Here is a 19,825-nt window from a genome sequence, read left to right on the forward strand (position 1 = left end):
GCAAATCGCTGAACAAGGCTTCAAGAGGTTTTGTCAGGCTATGTAAGTGGGGGTTTTCCGTGGATTCGATGGCACTCAGCCTGTCTTGATTCGCCAGCCAGCGTTTTCTCCAGCATCCCGCCTGCTTACTGCCCAATCCGACTTGCTTTGCCGCCCGGTTATTGGAGACACCAGAGGCAAAAAGTAAAATCAGCTGTGCCCGTTGGCGGTGATCACTGCGACTGGTTCGGGACTTGACGATGTGTTCGAGTGCGTGTTGTTGTTGGGGAGTTAAGTTGACTGCGGGTGCTTTCCACATAAAAAGGGCTATCGAATGGTCAGTTAAACGGTGTGCCAATTAATCATAAAATCCGACGGCCTTCAAGCACATTTAACATAGCAGTCAAATACAGGATGTACCACTAGAATCTCCATGATGATGCTTACCAATCTGATAATACTGGATTTTGCTTTGAAATTGGATCGGTAGCTAAGACCAATTGTTCATAAGTACATCGCACTTAGGCTAAAAGGTGATCAAGGGTTTTTACACAGTCTGGGCACAAAGCAGGCTGCCAGATTAAGTTTCGCTCATATCAGCAACAGTATCAGATCGAGGGGTGGCTAATACACAACAGAGATGCTCAATCACCCCAGCATGGCATAAAGTTGCTCGATTTCCTTTTTCCAACTTTCCTGATTTTTTGGCTTTTGATGTTTCGGTTTTCTGGCCAAATCTTCCGCCAGATTTTGCTCCAGGATCACAATACGTTGCAGGATCGCTTCCTCATCCACGCATATTTCCGCTTTATCAACAGTACGTTCCTGAACCTTGGCGATTTCTTTTTGATTCGGGATCACTTTTTGATTAAGGAACTGATAATACCCGTCACTGGAGGTGATTTCTTCCAGCTTGCCATTTTTAATCAGCCAAAAACGATTGGCGACGTTATCAATAAACGCCCGATCATGCGAAGTGATTAATATTGTCATCTCGTGATTAATCAATTCACTCTCCAATTCCATTTTGCCAAAAATATCCAAATGGTTTGTAGGTTCATCAAGGATCAGGAAATTGTGTTTATTTAATTTCAAGATCAAAAACATTAATCGGGAACGCTCGCCACCACTTAATCGCCCTACTAATTTATTTAAATCCGCATAGTTAAATCCTGCCGAAATCAATTGCTGTTTACAGGCGATGTCATCGATATTCGGCGTGTTATTTCTGACAGCATCGAAGATCGATTCGTTGAGCGGGATTTTCTCCAGTTCCTGATCGAGATAACCCATATTACATTGCGGGGAGAAGGTGATATTTCCGGCCTTGCCATAAGCTTCAACCAGAGTATAAATTAGCGTCGATTTTCCCACGCCATTATCACCTAACAGAGCAATTCTATCGCCTGGCCGGATAGACAGGCCATTCATTGAAAATAAAGGATTAAATTGCTCATTTTGTTGATAACCAATCCATTTTTCCCCAATTTGCAGCATATTTTTCGATTTGACCGTATCGGCATCCAACGATAACCGATAAGTTTCCCCTTCAGTGATTTTGGTCTTACCCTTTTCGAGTTTTTCCGCCCGTTTCTCCATCGATTTGGCTTTTCTGGCCAGTTTTTCGTTATCGTAGATTTTTCCCCACAATGCCAAACGCTTGGCACTTTCCTGTATACGCCGAATATTCTTTTCTTCTGCTTGCAAACGTAAAGCATCCGCTTCATCTTTTTCTTGCAAGGCAACTAATGCCTGACTGAAGGGCAGGGAAAAAGTCGTCAATTGTTGGTCACGCAGGAAAACCGTCTGGTTGGTCACGTTATCCAGAAAGTTTCGGTCGTGGGAAACGATAATAAAAGCACTCTTTAGGTTGTTATTAAAGAAATCCTCAAAGAATTTCAGGGTATTGGCGTCCAAATGGTTACTGGGTTCGTCAAATAAAATAATATCGGGTTCCACGACCGCACTCATGGCAAACATTAATTTGGTCTTTTGCCCGCCGCTGAGATCTGCAACTTTAGTCGTAAAGTCAGTATCCTGAAAGCCAAAATCATAAAGCATGGATACGGCTTTATAAGTGCCATATTCATCAATTTGCTTCACTTTTTGCGAAATGGCACCAAGCAACGTCATTTCAAGCCATGCGTCGTCAATAAACTGAGAAACCATCTCCAGTCTCAGGCCATTGGCATATTCAATGATCCCATCATCCGGCTTTTCAATTCCCGCCAATAGCTTAAGTAGATGGGTTTTCCCCGTGCCGTTGTAACCGACCAAAGCAATTTTGTCGTTCTCTTTAATCGTTATGGACAAATTATGAAATAATGGCTTGGCATTAATACTAAAGTTAACTTTTTTACACTGAATCAGCGTTGACATTGATTATGCCCCCATCGTAAGACCTTTATTAATCTCAAAAAGATGATTATTTCAGGTCAAAACTTATATAGACAAAGAAAAATCAAGTCAAGTTATTGCCATAATAAATTCAGGTATCACAATAAAGTTTTACTGTGTCTTAATGTTATTATTTACTGGATTAATTAAGTGATAAAAATAAACGCTACTCATATTGATGAGCAGCGTCTTTTTATCGGTATACCCTCAAAATGGAATTGCCGCTTTAAAGAAAATTTGTGAACCCGATGGGCGATTATAGACGGCAAAGTCTTTTTGCCATTTCAAGGTCACCAGCCAGCCTTTATCATTGGCATAGCGAACAGAGGGGCCGAAACCCACCGCGCTGGCTTTACCGCTGGCGGAATTGGCACCATGATCATTCGTGACCTGCTGGAAGATATAGCCGCCAACGCCCACCACCAAACCGTTGCCGAATCCCCATCCCAGCGCATAATCCGTATGCAGTGCCTGACCGGACTTCGTTTGGGTAGCTCTGTTGCGGAAGTTGACGTCATACATCACTTTTAAATCTGCATTGATGCCGTAGGCAGGGAAATAGCTGAGTGCCCAGACAGGTTGGGCGGTCCAATAATTTTTCCCGGGGCTGGAAAGATCCTTGCGATCATAGTGGCCGGTCGGCGCGTTGGCATTCAAGCCAACAACATAGGCCAAATCAGGGGTGGGATGGTAACCCAGCGCCGGGCCAAAGGTGATGTCCCCTATCCCTTTGCTGTTGTTGCGTTTGCCGGCCGCATCAGCGGTGATATCCAATAACGGCACGATCGCATGATAAGCCAACTGGCCGCCCAAAACCGACGTCTCCGTGACCCAAACCAGACGGGGTGCAAGGACGTTGACGTTGACTTTAAAACCCGGCACGGGGATCACATTGCCGTTACCACCCTTGAGTTTGTTATAGCGAATATTGCCACCATAAAACAGGGCATGAACACCCGCCGGGGGTAACACACCGGACAAGTAATTGTCCAAGCCATCAGGATAGGCTCCGACTCCCCCTTCTGTCGCCATCGCCGGCGCACATAACATCGCTAAAAAACCGGGCAGTGATAAAATGGCTGCATAAACGTATTGTCTGAATTTTAACGTCATAAACTGCTCCTCTCTCTATCAGAGATGAATCGATACATGTTGAAATGATTGGCTAATTTGGTCAGCGCCGCGCCAGCCGGCGGGCAACAAGATAGCCGGAAGTGCCACTTAAGCCGGGGCCTGGGTGGGTTGAAGCCCCGATATGAAACACATTACTGACAGGGGTCTGATGCCCCTTTGCCCCTTGTGAAGCGGCAAACGGACGTAGCCAGAAAAATTGATCCGGTGAGCAAATGCCTGAGTAGGGATCTCCCCCTGACAAGTTACTGTTCAATGCCTGCAAATCCGCCGGAGAATAGGCTTTTCGGCCAACAATTGAGGAAGAAAAACCGGACATTACCGTTTCCAGACGCGCCTGAACCCGATCCGCAACCGCTTCACGCACGGCGTTATTCCATTTGCCATCGGCGGGGATCGGGATCTCACCCAAAGCATCACCTTTCAGATGGGTCGGCAATTCCTGCATCTGCACCCACAAGATCCAACCGCCTTCCGGGGCACGGGAAGGATCAAGCGCGGTTGGCTGCCCGATTGCCAGTGTCGGATGGCTCGGCAGGTAGCCGTTGTTGGCTTGCGTCACGGACAGACAGACTTGCTCCATGCTCTCCGTTACATGGATAAGCGGCACATGGCGCAATTCAGGCTCACACCACGGCGGCGGGCGGTTCAAGGCAAAATGCACCTGCATTCCCCCGCGCCCGTAACGATAGTTCTGCGCCTGTTGCCGGACAGCATCGGGAACGTTATCCAGCAAGTGACCATAAAGTTGTTGGGGAGTCACATTGCACACCACCGCTTCACTGGCATGATAAATCTGCCCCGCCACGAGTACACCAGAAGCGTGGCGCTTTTTTCCCCGTTGGTGTGTGATGATGCGGTCAACGTGGGCATCCGTGATAAGCTGACCGCCGTGTTGCTCAATGATCCCTTTCAGCGCTTCGACAAGGCGGATACTGCCGCCTTTTACCACGGGCATTCCCCCTGCAACCACGGCCGCAAAAGTGAGCTTGCCTATCAGGGCGGAACTGGCGTCATCCGGCCCTAATCCCGTATGCAGTACCCACGGCGCCAACAGGGCACGGCTGAAATCAGACTGTAATTCGCGTTCCGCCCAGCGGCGGAAAGTTTCCAGCGAACGGCCGGCAAACGCAGTCAATCCATCAATACCGCGCTTACGCCATGCAGAAAACAGGAGTTTGAGTATGCCGAAACCATAAGGATTTTGCCCCAATAAGCCAAAGATCAGCGCAGCATCATCATGCAGGATCTGCTGGGCCATACGCATCAATGCCTCTCCATCATTTTCGCCTGCCGCCACTTCATCAAGCCGCAAGGAAGAGGCCAACATATCCCGCGTTAAGGCAATGCCCTTGCCATTGGGTTGTACCAATCCGGTTGAATAATCGCTTTGCAGGAATTCCACCCCCGCCTTTTCCAACGCCGGCTTGAGTTCTTGATAAGCCGGGCTGCCCAAAAACAGCGGATACCAGCAAGAGAGCACATCATGGGTGTAACCGGGGAAAAGTGCTTCCGTGCGAATACAACCGCCAAGTACCGCATTACGTTCCAGTACCAAGACGGATTTCCCCCATCTCGCCAACAGGGCTGCACAGACCAGTGAGTTTATGCCACTGCCGACAATGATCACTTGTGGTTTTTTCGCTGTCATGGTGTCACTCCCAAAAAGATTTAACTCGACTCAACGAGTGCCAGCACACGCAGCGGGCTTCCCGAACCGCCGCCAATCTTGAGGGGTGCCGCCATAATGACGGCCCCTGTGGATGGCAACAGATCGAGGTTTTTCAAACACTGCAAGCCATATTTATTCGCGCCGTGCATCAGCGTATGGCAGGGATAAGCCACTGGCCACGCGTAAGATTGACCGGCATCGGTATTAATGGTTTCGACACCGAACCCGCGAATATCCCGCTCATGGATCAACCACTCAACTGCGGCTTGGCTTGGCCCCGGCGTGTGGGCACCATCATCACGGACATTAAGGAAGCGAACCGGATCGTCCGCCCGTTTCGACCAATCGGTCCTGAGCAGCAGCCATGCGCCGGCAGGAATGTGTCCATGCTGTTTCTCCCAAGACTGTAAAAACGCCACCGTCAATATCCAGTCTGGATCTTGTGCTACCTGTAAACTGGCATCCACCACCACGGCGGGGGCGACAAAATTAGACAAGGGAATGGTATCGACGGTGTTATCAGCATGATCTTTACCGCTGATCCAGTGTACCGGCGCATCAAAATGCGTGCCGGTATGCTCGCCACAGCTAAAATTGTTCCAATACCAGCCGGGGCCATTTTCGTCATAGTGAGAAATGCGTTCCATGCTGAATGACCAGACTTGCCCAAATTGTTCAGGCAACTGCAAGGCCGGAAAATCGGGGGTTAATGTTTGCGTCAGGTCGATGATATTTACACTGCCCTGATTTAACGCGGCGACCAAGGCACTCAACGGACTTTTCATGCATGTTCTCCTGAGAGTTGTTTATATTTCATGAACATCATGCAGTCCGGTAAACATGCCGCCATGAAAAACCAGTGGCTTGCCTTCGATGCTGGCAATACGCTTGACTTGACCAATCACCAGCAAGTGATCACCAAGGTGCGTTTGCTGGTGATTGGCGCACACCAGTGTCGCTATCGCGCCGCCAATCGAAGGGATACCTTCCGGCGTTTCCTGCACCGCAATCCCCCGAAATTTATTTTCCACCCGCGCGCTGGCGAAATGCAGGGCCAGTTCCTGATGGTCATGGGCAAGGATACTGATGGTGAAATATTCACAATCACGGAACACCGACAAATTAGGTGAGTGGTTGACCAGACTCCAGAGCACCAAAGGCGGCTCCAGCGAAAGTGACGCAAATGAATTTATGGTCAGCCCCACATTACGCCCGTCAGCGGTACGGGTGGCAACAATGGCAACGCCTGTCGGATACTTTCCCAACAGCGTGCGCAGCGCCCTCGTTTCAAACTCGGTCGCGCCCCATTCACTCTCAAACAGCGGCATCGGATCATTGATGTCCAGGGTATTTATGCTCATGTTTATTTTCCCCGTTTATGCCCGAATTTCTTCAATGAGCTGTGAATGGATATATTCTTCACAGGCATGGGCGTCTTCCCACCACGGGAACAGCACCGGAGGGTGGTTGAAAGCATTGGCAATGGTGCTGGCAAGCGCCGGCAAGCGTTGGGCTGCGCCTAATAACTCCAGAATGTGTGGTGCTGGCGGAACCAGCAGGCTGTTGGTCCATTCCACAACGTAATGACCATATTTCCAGAACTGTTCGAATGTGTCATTCATCCACTCGGCGGTAAAAGGTTTGTCACCACGGGCAAGAATAGACTCGTAATAGACTTTGCAGGCTTTGGTGGCATTATTCGAGCCTTGCCCCGTCAGCGGATCATTGGTGACCACCGCATCCCCCAGTCCAAAAACCTGCCGGCCGGAAGGCAGTGTCAGCACAGGCTTACGTACTGTCGGCGCAAAACAGCCCGCCAGAATGCCATTTTCATCGGTCAGCTCAACCTGATGACAACGTTCCGACTCCCACGGCAGGAAAGTATTGAGGATATGCTTGCTATAGGCCAGATGTTCCTGCGGTGTTCTGGCCTCTTGCCAGCCATCCATTGCGCCACCCGGAATACCTTCAAATACCATGATGTCGCAGGAACCATTCAGGGTCAGGGCAGGAAAAACAAAATATTCCCCCACGCCCGGGATCAGATTAAACGAAACACGGGAATATTCCGGCGTTGGCAACATCCCATTCACATAGGTCAATGCCAATGCGCGCCGAGGTTTATCATAGGGAGAGCGTGAAGCATCGCGTTCCAGCAATTTCACAATTTCCCCTTTTCCTCCCGCCAAAATAACCAGTTCATGGCTGGCCGCCAAGCGTTCCAGTTCGGCCACACCCACGTCGCTCATTTCCAGATGACCGCCACGGGAAGCAAACAGCTCCAGCCAAAATGGCATCTTAAGGCGTTGATCGACAGCTTGCGCATATTTGTCGAGCCGGGCACTCCACTCGATCGCCTTGTCATGGGGAATTTCAGGATGGGGAACAGTAAAACCGATGCCTTCAACGGGCGGGCATTGGGTTTCCCATTGATTCAATCCCAAATCACGTTCAAATTGCAGAGAAGCATCGAACATACATTGGCTCGACATCACCCGGCCATGACGAATATCATCGGGCGTACGGTTGGTGACCACTGTGACTTGATAGCCCTTGTCAAGCAAGCCAAGGGCCAGAGGCAGTCCAGCTTGGCCGCCTCCAACGATAGCGATACGACGCATAGTATTTTCCTCTTTTGGTGCGACTGCTTTCAGTATGCTTATTCCGTCAAACGCGGAATGGCGGGTTTGGCCTGTTCTGGCCCCATTGCTGAATAGCCTCCATCAACGGCATAATCCGCCCCAGTGACAAAACTGGCTAAATCAGATAAGAGAAAGGCCACGACTTGCGCGATTTCTTCGGGATCGCCGACACGACCAAGCAGGTGATAATCAGCGGCAACCTGATCGGTTTTCTGCCGATCCCCGTGCGTCAGCTCATCCATGACCCGTGACCAAGTCCACCCCGGTGAAACGGAATTAACGCGAATATGGTCAGCGGCATAATCCATCGCCATACTGCGGGTAATTTGCAATAACGTGGCTTTTGAAGCGGGGTATAACCAACGGCCGGTCTGGGCAATAGTGGAGGAGATGCTGGTAAAATTAACGATGGCACCGCCTCCCGCTGCAATCAGATAAGGCCGGGCAAACTGGGCGGCCTGAACAGCACTGATCACATTGATATTTAACGCGGTCAGCCATGTTTCACGGCCAGAATCGGCACCATCATCCAAATACGTGGCGGCAAGGTTGACAAGGAAGTCCAGGCGACCATAATAATCAGCAACTTCCTGTATTCCCTGTGAAAGCTGTTTATCATCCGTAATATCAACCGGCCAGAAGCGGATCGATTCCGGTTGCAGGCAGGCGGCTTTTTTCCCCCCTTCCTGATCAATATCGAAAATGGCGACCTTCACTCCATATTCACTCAATATCTTGGCAACGGTGGCACCAATTTTGGTCGCGCCACCCGTGACAATCGCGACTTTATTATTTAAGCCCTGCATAAGGGTTCCCCTTTTTGTCATATGTCCACCAGAGTGATTAATCAACAAATAACAAATTATGAAGGGGTATAATTACGTGGAATATGGAAATTCAAATAGCCGCTATACGCAGAAAATATCCACTGAGTGCAGATATCAATATATTCCTTAATACATCCGCCCGGATAATAGGAAGCCCTGCTACGACACCGAAACAAAAAGCGCGACTTTGTGAAACTTAGGTAGAATTGCCAGAGGCAGGAAATCTCTTTCTGAGCTATTGCAGGGCATTGATTTATTTTCTCTGTGTCACACTCGCGTATGCTGGAAGATGCCGGCATGCGCAATTTCGGTTTGGTGGGTGGTACGATTAAAGCGATCAAAGAAACATTAAAATAAGGTTCGCAAATGCAGTATCAACAAAGTTGACACTTAAAATAATCACTGATAAAGTATCATCATTGTTGATACTTCGAGGATTTAAACATGCCAAAAGTCGTCGTGAAAAAATGGGGTAACAGCCCTTCTGTACGTCTTCCGGTCGCTATTATGCAAGCCGCCTCACTAAATGTTGATGATACGGTTGATATTTCTGTCGAAGATGGTCGAATTATCATTATTCCGGTCAAGGCGAAAGAATACTCTCTCGATGCGCTATTATCTGGGATTACACCCGAAAATATTCATGAAAAAATGGATTTTGGTCCTCCAGTGGGTAAGGAATTGATCTGATGGTTTCTCGTTTTGTGCCTGATTCTGGCGATATTATTTGGATTGACTTTGATCCTGTGGCTGGACACGAGCAGGGAGGCCATCGCCCCGCAGTAGTATTGAGTCCATTTGCCTATAACAATAAAGTGGGATTACTTCTCTGTGTTCCTTGCACAACGAAGGCGAAAGATTATCCTTTTGAAGTTGAATTATCAGGAAGTCGTGACAGTATTACCTTAGCTGATCAGGTGACATGTGTTGATTGGCGAGCCAGAAAAGTAACAAAGAAAGGTCATGTTAATTCTTCAGAGCTGGAGGATATAAAGGCTAAAGCCAAAGCGCTTATCGGATAACAGGACACTACATCCTGCATTCAAGGCCACGCCCCCAGAGTGGTCTTTTCCTTTACAATCACACTTAACAAAAATATTATTTAAACACTATAACCCACCACAACATTAAATTTATTGATCCCCTAATATTTATTGACTATAGCTACGCCCATCAAAATAATTAACCCAAAAATAAGAAATCACAAATAGAGATAATTACCTAAAAGTTACAGATATAAAATTCGCATTTACTCCTTAACGGATAGCCATTACAGAAAATAGACAGATTTTGTAATAAAAACCCCGATCTTAGCCTGTATTAATGGCTTTCATCTCTTATATTGTTGAAATAAAAACCAGACTAAGTAATATTATCTGGTGGTTTAGCAGTAAGATTAAATCCCCTTGAAATTTAATCGATAATAAGTGAGGAATTTATGTCTGAAATTAATAAGCCCGAAAATGAGAACTCCGAGAATAAATGTCAGATTAACCCCGATCAGTACCAGATTAAAATTGATACTGTCACTGCACCCGTCGGTTCCTGTCCGTGGGCAATCATTCAAGCATATCTGGGAAATGAGTTGCATCGTAATGATTGGGATACCCCTAATGAATATATGCGCTTGGCTTCTAAAGAGGAAAATAATGACTTTGTTCATATCGAAAAGAGCGATAAACATGGCATTTGGCTTCCTTGGCAGCCATCACCAGAAGATTTGATGGCTTGTGATTGGAACTTGTTGCAGTCAGAACCGAAACCAAAGCCCGATAATTATATGTTGTCTTTTGATATTAAAGTAGGAGATGACGTACAACCACCACCCCTACCTAACGCGAAGACTATTCCATCATACTGGGGATATAATCATGAAGGTATCTCTGCGAAACCTTTCGGTATTTTGACTAACTTCCAAAACGAAACAGAAGAAATTGGAGGGATTTCATATTTCGTATGGTCTGAGTATATTGGAGTTCCTCCTGGGTTTGGCTCACTTTTCATCAATGTCACTTCTGGTGACACTCCAATTCTAGATGGTTATCAGAAAATGGTAGAATTATTTAAAAAAGATCTCACTGTCACTGTTGATAGTGTAGCTTATCATCTTGGTGGCACTACAGGTAACGGTGGTTATCTAGCTGGCCCGACGAACCAATACGAACTCGAAACATCGTATGATAACACCGATGCCAAAAAATTAGGCTTACTGTTACAACAAAACGTAGGCAATACACTTCATTTTACCTTCACCTGGAAATAATGATTCCAAATTTACCCCCTGTATTCAAGGCCACGCCCCCCAGCGTGGCCTTTCCCATAACAAAATTATTATTTAATGACGATAATTCGCCACAACATTAAGTTTATTGATCCCCTAATTTTTATTGACTATAGCTACGCCTATCAAAATAATTAACCACCAAATAATAAATCACAAATAGAGATAATTACCTAAAAATTACAGATATAAAATTCGCATTTACTCCTTAATGGATAACCATTACAGAAAATAGACAGGATTTATAATAAAACCCCCGATCTTAACCTGTATTAATGGCTTTTATCTCTTATATTGTTGAAATAAAAAACCAGCCCAAGTAATATTATCTGGCGGTTTAGCAGTAAGATGAAATCTCCCTGAACTTTACTCCATAATAAGTGAGGAATTTATGTCTGAAGTTAATAAGCCCGAAAATAATACTGACTTAAAGTGTCTATTAGATCCAGATCAATATAAAGTTAAGGTCAATGATACAGTTGCACCGGTCGGATCATATCCTTGGGCAATGATTCAGGTGTACTTAGGAAAGAAAGTGTCCCGTAGTAATTGGGACTCTTCTGTAGAGTATATCCGTCTTGCCGGCTTGCCTGATGACCTGCCTTATATCGAAAAGCGCAAACAAAACGACACAACACATTGGCAGCCAATACAAGAAGATATGCTGGCTTGTGATTGGAAGTCGTTGGAGTCAGGGTCAGAAACAGAGCCAACGTCAGATAATTACATGCTGTCTTTTGATCTTAAGGTGGGAATTGGCAACTTTTCTGCTTCTGACCAAAACTGGGGATATCTTGCTGACTATGAACTTGAATTTGGCTCTGATCATGAAGGCCCTTTCGGTACTTTGACTAGCCTGCAAAATAAAACAGAAATTACGAAACTTTTATATTTCGCATGGAATAGTGACAGTCCAGAAATCAATTTGAGAGTCTCTTCTGGAAACCCTCCAAATCAAGAAAGTTATCAGAAAATGGTAGAATTATTTAAAAAAGAACTCACTGTCACTGTGAGTGATGTCGCTTATCATCTCGGTGGCAGCGAGGATGTTGATATATTCGCCAAAGGACAATACGAATTCGCCGGAAGCTATAATAACGACGATGCAAAAAAATTAGGCGCTTTGTTGCAACAAAACTTAAATAATAAACTTCATTTCAACTTCAACTGGAAATAATACAAAAATCCACACCCTGAATTTAAGGCCACACTTCGGTGTGGCTTTTTTATATTTATCACTGCAATGACTTCCAATAGCGCCTATTATTGATCATATCTTACCCTTATAGTCACACGTGTAAAAAACATTAATCAAAAAATAACAAATTAATATAATTACCTAAAAATTGCAGATATAAAGTTCGCATTTACTCCTTAACGGATAGCCATTGCAGAAAACAGACAGATTTTATAATAAAAACCCCGATATTACCCTGTATTAATGGCTTTTACATCTTATATTGTTGAAATAAAAAACCAGATTAAGTAATATTATCTGGCGGTTTACCAGTAAGATGAAATCCCCCTGAACTTTAATCCATAATAAGTGAGGAATTTATGTCTGAAATTAATAACGCTGACCTTAAATGTCCATTAAAACCTGAACTTTATAATATTAATTATGATAATGGTAATATAACCGTACCAGAAGGTTCTTTCGCTTGGGCATTGAGTCTGGTGTGTTTAGGAAAACAGGTATATCGTAGTGGCTGGGATTTTGCTAAAGAACATATACAGCTTGCCTACGGACAGATGTCTATTGATAAAAAAGGTGAAGAACCTTATCTTGAGAAGAGTAATAAAGATGGCTATGGTTTTTCCTGGATACCAACAGAAGAAGATATGCTGGCTTGTGACTGGAAATTGCCGGAGTCAGAACCAGAAGGTTACGTGCTATCTTTTGATCTTGTTGTAGGGGTAGAAGAAAACGGACCAGATCCACGTGATAAGTCACCCGAGGCGCCACCTAATATAACTCCATGGTATTGGGGATATTCAATATATGGTAATAGAAGTGGAGGCCCTATTAATCCTTTCGGCACTTTGGTTAACTTCCAAAATGGAACAGAAATTGAGAAAATTACCGATTTTACATGGACTCAATTCTCAATGGAAGATCGTAGTAGCCTTGATATCATTCTTTCTGGAAAAGCTCCAATTATAGGTCGTTATAAGAAAATAGTAGAGTTGTTTAAAAAAGATCTCACTGTCACTGTTGATGGTACCGCGTATCATCTTGGTGGTACTACAGGTGACGGTGGTTATCGAAATCCGACGAGCAGCCAATACGAATTCAGCGTAAGCTATTATGATAACACCGATGCCAAAAAATTAGGCTTACTGTTACAACAAAATGTAGGCAAGACACTTCATTTTACCTTCACCTGGAAATAATGATTCCAAATTTACACCCTATATCCAAGGCCACGCCCCTGCGTGGCCTTTCTCATAACAAAATAATAAACTTTAAAAATGATACCCGACCCCAACATTAAACCCATTAATGCCATGACTTTTGCCGTTGAATTTCGCGGCGGAACCTTCATAGCCGGCATAAAGGCTTAAGTTTCGAATGGGGTTAAATTCTACGCCGGCACCATAGGCAATATTGGTCGCTTTTTTATTGATATTCCATAATGAATGCATTCTTTTGCCATTTATTTCTGTGTACTCATTCTCGGTGACGTCAATTTTTGTATGAGAAAATCCCAATAAGGCATAGACACTCACTTGAGAGTCAATTCGATAGGCCGGGCCAACCAGCAATGAATAATATTTTGCATCCGCCTTGGACTGCCAGGATGCGTTATTTACGCGGTCACCCCCCTCTTTATCACCCTTCATATAAGTGAATGAACCAATCATCGTGAGCGGAGAATCCCATTCATACCGGTAGTGAAGATTAACCCCGCGGATATTTTTAAATTCCTGCACTTTACTTTGTGCATAACCGACAGCAACCGTCTGCGAATCTGCATAAACGACTGAACCCCACATAAAACTGGATATAGCCAAAGTGGCAAGCAACGCTTTTTTTATCATCATTAATAATTACCTTTATGTTTATTCAATGTTTTAAATCAGTTTTCATAATAGTGAGAACTTGCAATCTTGTTCCGCGCGTCGCGCGGGACAAGATTTACGCCTATCATTTTGAAACGCTATTTAACCGCTTAAAGTATAGATAGTTTCTGTCAGGCAAGCGGATAAAATGCAGTAAATGTGAGTCAGATTGGATTATTAATTGATATCTATCGCTATTTTTTGCAGTTTATTATCTCACCACGATGCGGGAAGATAATAAATGTAACTTGAAATAGATCAGTACCATTTACTTATCTAAAGGAAATGACAATGAAATTAGAAACTTTATCTATCCACGCAGGTTATTCACCCGATCCCACCACCAAAGCCGTGGCTGTCCCTATTTACCAGACCACCTCTTACGCTTTCGATGATTCCCAGCATGGTGCTGACCTGTTTGATTTAAAAGTGGAAGGTAATATTTATTCCCGCATCATGAACCCAACCAATGCGGTATTAGAAAAACGCCTCACCGCCTTGGAAGGCGGTATTGGCGCACTGGCCGTGGCTTCGGGTATGGCGGCGATCACCTACGCGATACAAACCATTGCGGCTGTCGGGGATAATATTGTCTCCGTGGCAAAACTGTATGGCGGAACCTATAACCTGATGGCGCACAGTTTCCCCACACTGGGGATTGAAACCCGTTTTGTTGATCATGACAATCTCGCTGCCGTTGACGCCCTGATCGACCAGAAAACCAAAGCTGTCTATTGCGAATCCATCACGAACCCCAGCGGGAATATCGTCGATATCCAAGCGCTGGCTGAGATTGCCCATCGGCACGGCATTCCGCTGATTGTGGATAATACCGTCGCAACGCCCTATTTATGCCGTCCATTTGAACATGGCGCCGATATTATTATTCATTCCCTGACCAAATATATTGGCGGGCATGGCACCTCGATTGGCGGGATCATTGTCGATTCAGGCAAATTCCCCTGGACGGCGCATCAGGAACGCTTTGCAATTTTAAACAGGCCGGACCCTTCGTATCACGGCATCACTTATAGCGAACATTTTGGGGCAGCGGCTTTTATCGCGCGCTGCCGTGTCGGGCCATTGCGCAGTACCGGTGCCGCCTTGTCGCCGTTTAATGCCTTTTTGATCTTACAGGGGCTGGAAACTCTCGCGCTGCGCATGGAACGCCATGCGGAAAACGCGCTGAAGGTTGCCCAATATCTGGAAAAACACCCTCAGGTGTCTTGGGTTAATTATGCGGGATTGCCTACCCATCCTGAATACGATTTGGCTGTCCGTTATCTGGGGGGGAAACCAGCGTCGATTCTCTCTTTTGGCATTCAAGGCGGGGAACAAGCCGGTATCCGTTTTATCGATGCCCTGCAACTGATTGTGCGGCTGGTCAATATTGGGGATGCCAAATCACTGGCCTGTCATCCCGCCTCCACCACCCATCGTCAGTTAAATGATACAGAACTGGCAAAAGCGGGCGTTTCACGTGATTTGATTCGCCTGTCCATTGGTATCGAGCATAGCGATGATATTATTGCCGACCTCGCGCAAGCGCTGGAGGCCGCAAAGGCGCATCACTCTGCCTAAAGAGATGGTGGAAATCGTAAAATCCAAAGGCAGGGATATGACGATAACGACCATTAAAACATGTGGGATCCCGGTCCCACCTTGTTTATTCGCCAGTATTTTGACGATCACCCAAGCACAACTTGCATGTTATGATTAAAAAATCACCTTGCATTATGGCTACATTGTAGCCACAATATAATGATAGAGACATAAATTGAATATCAAATAGGGGTATATAATGAATAGTGCAATTGTACGAGCCAGAGTGTCACCGGAATTAAAAGCGGCAGCTATGGCTAACGCCAAAGCACTTGGTCTTGATTTATCTACAGTTATTCGCATAGTTGTTCAAAAACTGGCGACAGATGGCAAAATTCCTGACGGATTAATTCAGCCAAACCACGAAACCTTACAAGCTATCCATGAACTAGATAGTGGGAAAAATATTCATCGTGCAAACAGCGTAGACGAGTTAGCTAAAGATTTGGGCTGGTAACCATGTTGGCCATTGTTTATGCCAGCCGATTTAAAAAAGACGCTAAAAAATATTCAAATAACAAAAAAGCTCAGTCAATAATTTTAGAAACGATTGAACTTTTACAAACAGGTCAGCCATTACCGCCCAAATACAAAGAACACCTTTTGATGGGGAGTTATATCGGCTACTTGGAGTGTCATGGAGCACCAGATTTATTGTTAATTTATCAGCGTAGCGCTATTGAATTGAAATTATATCGTGTTGGTAGTCACTCTGAACTATTTGGTTAAAAAAACCAATTTTTCTACCTAAAACAAGTAGGACCAAACTTCCACCTTGTATTTGAAAACTTTCCTGAAAAACTGGCAAAGGCAAGGATTTCACGCGATAAATAAATGATGGCTATTTGAGAATAAAAAAACACAGGCTCAATAAAGTTGAACCTGTGTTTTTATTACTTATCTTACTGATGGCTTTTTAATTAAAAATTAAAGTAAATAATCAGATGCAGCCAAGCAGACGACTTGCTTATCAACGTCCTTTCTAGCAACTACCTCGTGGCTATTAACATTAAACCCAACATATCTGTCCTGTATGCTAGTACCGAACTGCCTGTCGTCATACACCAATATCGCATCTTTTAGGTCTATTTCAGGGGTGCCCCTCGCATTCCCTATCAGGCCCCACTCCATTATATTGGGAAACTCTTCAAGTAGAGTGGTACCGTATTTCACATTGTGGACAGGATTTGCATTAGGCGCTTGCCAGGATAGTGGCCATAAATCCGTGACCTTCACTGATTGAGTAGACAAATAACCATCAAACGGCTTGTTAGGATCACCCGTCCGCCTTTTCTGATGATCACATGACTCTGTTTGCGCATGTATCTCCCCTGCTTCATATACCATAAAATAGCGCAAGGGTTTTATTGTATAAGTGTAAGCACGCATTGCACCAGTCTGCTTGTCAGTCACCGTCGCCCTGACTTGTGTCGGCACAGTACTTGCCTGAAATGTCATCAGGCCATTGCCATCAGCTCCAAACGAAATAAACTGACTAACTGCCTGGCCTGAAACGATTTTATAATCGCCTTCTTCAATGCTGGAATCCTCAATAAGAGGCGTATCTTCATCCATGCGCAGCTCTCCCAGTAGACTGTCGAAAAGGTTATAAGGTCCATTCTCATGACTATTGAAGAATTTATCGACTGAAAAGTCAGAGACATTGTAAACATATAACCCCACAGGCTGATCTACCGGCACAAAATTCACGGCAGTGTCGGCTATCTGTTCCTGTTTTCCCTCTTTTGTCAAAAACTCCAACTTAGTCTTAACGTTGTTAAGACCGACAGAACTGCTTAATGTTGTGGTTAAGTACCCCTGATCATTCGTGGTCAGGCTTGTGTCGCCGAAAATCAGCTTACCTTCTTTTTGCAACTTTCCGTAGTCAAACTTGTCGTGATTAGCAACGCTCCAAATCACCTTATCGTGGTTAAAGGTCAGGTGGGGTATGGGATCACCACTGGCAGCATCCGTCACTTGAGCCATATAGATATAAGCCCGTTTGCCGTCGCCATTGAGCACTTTATCAGGCGATTTCACGATAACCTCGCCAATCTTGATATCACCCACGAAAGTTACGGGTTTATCAACATAAGTTATGGTCTTACCGCCATCCATTGATGCCCAGACTTTAATATTTTCTACCGGCTTGTTACTGGTTAAGGTCGCAAACAATCGTCCATCGTTATTTGTCGTATCCTGCACTGACGACCACTTCATACCATCATGCGGGGTTTCCGAATACCACTTGATATCCACTTTCTGGTTTCGCAGTGGATTACCCTGCGCATTTTTTACCTCTGCCATAAAGGTATAACCGCTATCTCTGAAAAGAAGTGGCCCTTCTACCATTGGCTTAATAGATTGAATGTTAAAGTCAGAAATCAGGCCACTAAAGCCAATATCCCCAATATGTTTTCTGGGCATTCCCGGCATTTCCAGAAAGACTTGAACATCTTTCAACGGCTGGGAGCTGCTGACTGTCGCCTGCAATTGCCCTTGCGCATTGGTTTTACTGGTTTCCTGCCAATCCACTTTCACGTCTTTCACGTCGCCATTTTTCGGTTCAACAAACCATTTGACTTTCTCAAATTCCGTATCGGGAATAAGAGCGGTATCGGCTGCGCCATACGCAAGCGTGGCCAGTAAATGATAACTTTCCTCTCCATCAGCCGCGGAAGGAACTTTTTCAGCACTAAACTGTTTTACCTCCACAGGCTGTACGACCACACTCAAAATAGTCGGCTTGGTTAGCTTACCATTATTGTCTTCCGCAATGACGTTGATCATATGGGTATTCTGACCGGCCGGCACGTAAACAGGTAATACCAGCGCTATCATCTCATCACCGCCAATGCCAGAAATACTGCCGCCATTTTTGGTAAATGATTCATCTGCCTGCCAGATGATGCGCTTAACACGTGATTTGAGGTTAGCCGTCACAGGAATTGGGGATGGCCATTTTTGCTGGCTATGGCCCATGATAGTGCTTTGTGGCAGTATCAATTGCAGTTCGTCTGGCTTCTTCCGGTGATCCAGCACAATATGGTTGTTTCTTTCCACTAAATCATAGCGGCTGCCTGCCAGTGTCCGCATGGAAGCCACACTATCCGGCGAGAGCTGCACATCAAAAGGGACACCAAACCGATAATTCAGGTTGGCCTGAAACAGGGTTTCACTGTGCTGGCTGCCGCCATATTTGTAATCCACGCCCATTGTGAGGAGTGAAACTGGCGTATAATTCAGGCCAATCCTGCCCAAACTGGGATTTTTTTGTTTACTGTCACGATTGAACAATGCAACGTTATCACCAAGGTATTGTTCAAAGCCTAATTTACCGCCCAAATTCGGATAAACAGGTAAATAGAATTCCCCAGTCAGATCATAACCGTTGGCCGGACGCTCTTCCCAATCCTGCTTTTCCAGTGACTGACGCCATTTAGTCAGACGCCAGTAGGAGTTAGCAGAGAGTTTGACGTAATCGGTCCAGACTTCAGCCCCGATACCGAGGCGCTGATTTTTGCCGGTGACATCATGGTCAAAGAAGGTATTTAACCCATACATCCAACTGGGCGTAAAATAACGCCCGCCCAAGCCAACGTTCAGGGTATGGCGGCTGTCTTTATGGCGGTAACCAAACTGGGAGAAAGCCAGCCAGTCGGTTTTATTGTCGTAGAGCGGGAGCAGCATATCCAGCGAACCATTATCCAGCTTGCCTTTTCTGTCGAGGGCAAAGTTAATTTTGGCTGTCCCGAACTGGGATAGCCATTTCTGGGTTTCACTGGATACGACACCATTGAGTTTCCCTAGTGCGTAAGATGTCGCGTAGTATTTAGCCTGTTCAGTCAGCTCCGAAGGTGAAGACGATAATGCCTGAGCCACCGTCTGAATATTTTGCGCAATGAAACCGGCGGTTTCATCTCCCCTATTATCTAATGGTTTTTCACTTGCCACTTTCGGCGTTTGATGTTCAATATTTTTTTCACCTATAGCCAATGCATTCAATGATATAAGTGGCAAAAACAGAGAACCTATATAAGGTAAAAATAGAATGAACTTATTACCAATATATGAACTCATATATAGTACCTCATGGAATATTTGATGTCCCAATACGCAATAAGAATAAAAAATGAATCTTTTTGTGTACTTAAGATACATTAGGAGACTTATTTACAATATGCGTAATGAAATATTGTTATTGGCTGATAAGGAAAAGTTATCACTTCAA

At 45.1% G+C, this 19,825-nt stretch carries 18 protein-coding genes; 8 read left to right on the forward strand and 10 right to left on the reverse strand.

Translation table 11 applies throughout. The annotated features are described in order from the left end of the window. The 8 genes from PSI17_RS12780 to PSI17_RS12815 form a co-directional block, all read right to left on the reverse strand. Window positions 1-337 (reverse strand): helix-turn-helix domain-containing protein (locus tag PSI17_RS12780; RefSeq protein ID WP_273552333.1); only part of this gene is annotated, 337 nt, incomplete at its 3' end. A 290-nt stretch (window positions 338-627) separates the two neighbouring features. Continuing rightward, on the reverse strand, window positions 628-2,358 hold the full coding sequence (locus PSI17_RS12785) for an ABC-F family ATP-binding cassette domain-containing protein (RefSeq protein ID WP_273552334.1): 1,731 nt from the start codon (window positions 2,356-2,358) through the stop codon (window positions 628-630). A 225-nt stretch (window positions 2,359-2,583) separates the two neighbouring features. Then, window positions 2,584-3,489: a SphA family protein gene (locus PSI17_RS12790; protein ID WP_273552335.1), complete on the reverse strand. Its 906-nt coding sequence runs from the start codon at window positions 3,487-3,489 to the stop codon at window positions 2,584-2,586. Between the two features lie 61 nt (window positions 3,490-3,550). Beyond that, the gene (locus PSI17_RS12795; protein ID WP_273552336.1) at window positions 3,551-5,158 is read right to left on the reverse strand and encodes a phytoene desaturase family protein; all 1,608 of its coding nucleotides are present in this window, start codon (window positions 5,156-5,158) and stop codon (window positions 3,551-3,553) included. A gap of 20 nt (window positions 5,159-5,178) precedes the next feature. Continuing rightward, window positions 5,179-5,964, reverse strand: coding sequence for a cyclase family protein (locus tag PSI17_RS12800; RefSeq protein WP_273552337.1), 786 nt, complete (start codon window positions 5,962-5,964; stop codon window positions 5,179-5,181). A 21-nt stretch (window positions 5,965-5,985) separates the two neighbouring features. Further along, the gene (locus PSI17_RS12805) at window positions 5,986-6,540 is read right to left on the reverse strand and encodes a flavin reductase family protein (RefSeq protein WP_273552338.1); all 555 of its coding nucleotides are present in this window, start codon (window positions 6,538-6,540) and stop codon (window positions 5,986-5,988) included. Window positions 6,541-6,555: 15 nt separating this feature from the next. After that, window positions 6,556-7,800, reverse strand: coding sequence for a styrene monooxygenase/indole monooxygenase family protein (locus tag PSI17_RS12810; RefSeq protein WP_273552339.1), 1,245 nt, complete (start codon window positions 7,798-7,800; stop codon window positions 6,556-6,558). A 38-nt stretch (window positions 7,801-7,838) separates the two neighbouring features. Beyond that, a complete protein-coding gene (locus tag PSI17_RS12815; RefSeq protein WP_273552340.1) occupies window positions 7,839-8,627 on the reverse strand; it encodes an SDR family oxidoreductase in 789 nt (262 codons plus the stop codon). A gap of 465 nt (window positions 8,628-9,092) precedes the next feature. On the opposite strand from PSI17_RS12815, the gene PSI17_RS12820 reads away from it, so the two are divergent. The 5 genes from PSI17_RS12820 (at window position 9,093) to PSI17_RS12840 (ending at window position 13,323) form a co-directional block, all read left to right on the forward strand. After that, window positions 9,093-9,338 carry an AbrB/MazE/SpoVT family DNA-binding domain-containing protein gene (locus PSI17_RS12820; protein ID WP_273552341.1) on the forward strand — a complete coding sequence of 82 codons (246 nt, stop codon included), beginning with the start codon at window positions 9,093-9,095 and terminating at the stop codon, window positions 9,336-9,338. Next, window positions 9,338-9,670: an endoribonuclease MazF gene (mazF, locus tag PSI17_RS12825; RefSeq protein WP_273552342.1), complete on the forward strand. Its 333-nt coding sequence runs from the start codon at window positions 9,338-9,340 to the stop codon at window positions 9,668-9,670. Before PSI17_RS12820 ends, mazF begins: the two co-directional genes overlap by 1 nt. 416 nt (window positions 9,671-10,086) lie before the next feature. Then, window positions 10,087-10,911 (forward strand): Thoeris anti-defense Tad2 family protein, encoded by an 825-nt coding sequence (locus PSI17_RS12830; RefSeq protein ID WP_273552343.1) that lies wholly within the window; start codon window positions 10,087-10,089, stop codon window positions 10,909-10,911. A gap of 409 nt (window positions 10,912-11,320) precedes the next feature. Next, window positions 11,321-12,106, forward strand: a complete 786-nt coding sequence (locus PSI17_RS12835) for a Thoeris anti-defense Tad2 family protein (RefSeq protein WP_273552344.1) — start codon at window positions 11,321-11,323, stop codon at window positions 12,104-12,106. Window positions 12,107-12,486: 380 nt separating this feature from the next. After that, entirely contained in the window at window positions 12,487-13,323 is an 837-nt protein-coding gene (locus PSI17_RS12840; protein WP_273552345.1) for a Thoeris anti-defense Tad2 family protein, read from the forward strand. A 72-nt stretch (window positions 13,324-13,395) separates the two neighbouring features. Here PSI17_RS12840 and PSI17_RS12845 read toward each other — a convergent pair whose 3' ends face one another. Next, window positions 13,396-13,974, reverse strand: a complete 579-nt coding sequence (locus PSI17_RS12845) for an Ail/Lom family outer membrane beta-barrel protein (protein ID WP_273552346.1) — start codon at window positions 13,972-13,974, stop codon at window positions 13,396-13,398. A gap of 309 nt (window positions 13,975-14,283) precedes the next feature. Between PSI17_RS12845 and PSI17_RS12850 the strand changes: the two genes are divergently transcribed. From PSI17_RS12850 to PSI17_RS12860, 3 genes are all read left to right on the forward strand, one after another. Continuing rightward, the gene (locus PSI17_RS12850; RefSeq protein WP_273552347.1) at window positions 14,284-15,573 is read left to right on the forward strand and encodes a bifunctional O-acetylhomoserine aminocarboxypropyltransferase/cysteine synthase; all 1,290 of its coding nucleotides are present in this window, start codon (window positions 14,284-14,286) and stop codon (window positions 15,571-15,573) included. Between the two features lie 220 nt (window positions 15,574-15,793). Next, window positions 15,794-16,051, forward strand: coding sequence for a type II toxin-antitoxin system RelB/DinJ family antitoxin (locus PSI17_RS12855; RefSeq protein ID WP_273552348.1), 258 nt, complete (start codon window positions 15,794-15,796; stop codon window positions 16,049-16,051). A 2-nt stretch (window positions 16,052-16,053) separates the two neighbouring features. After that, window positions 16,054-16,323 carry a type II toxin-antitoxin system RelE/ParE family toxin gene (locus tag PSI17_RS12860; RefSeq protein WP_273552349.1) on the forward strand — a complete coding sequence of 90 codons (270 nt, stop codon included), beginning with the start codon at window positions 16,054-16,056 and terminating at the stop codon, window positions 16,321-16,323. A gap of 198 nt (window positions 16,324-16,521) precedes the next feature. Here the strand turns inward: PSI17_RS12860 and PSI17_RS12865 are convergent, their stop codons facing one another. Then, complete coding sequence (locus PSI17_RS12865; RefSeq protein WP_273552350.1) at window positions 16,522-19,674, reverse strand: inverse autotransporter beta domain-containing protein; 3,153 nt, start codon at window positions 19,672-19,674, stop codon at window positions 16,522-16,524. Window positions 19,675-19,825 lie beyond the last annotated feature (151 nt).

The organism is Xenorhabdus sp. IM139775 (assembly GCF_028598745.1).
Lineage (GTDB): Bacteria > Pseudomonadota > Gammaproteobacteria > Enterobacterales > Enterobacteriaceae > Xenorhabdus.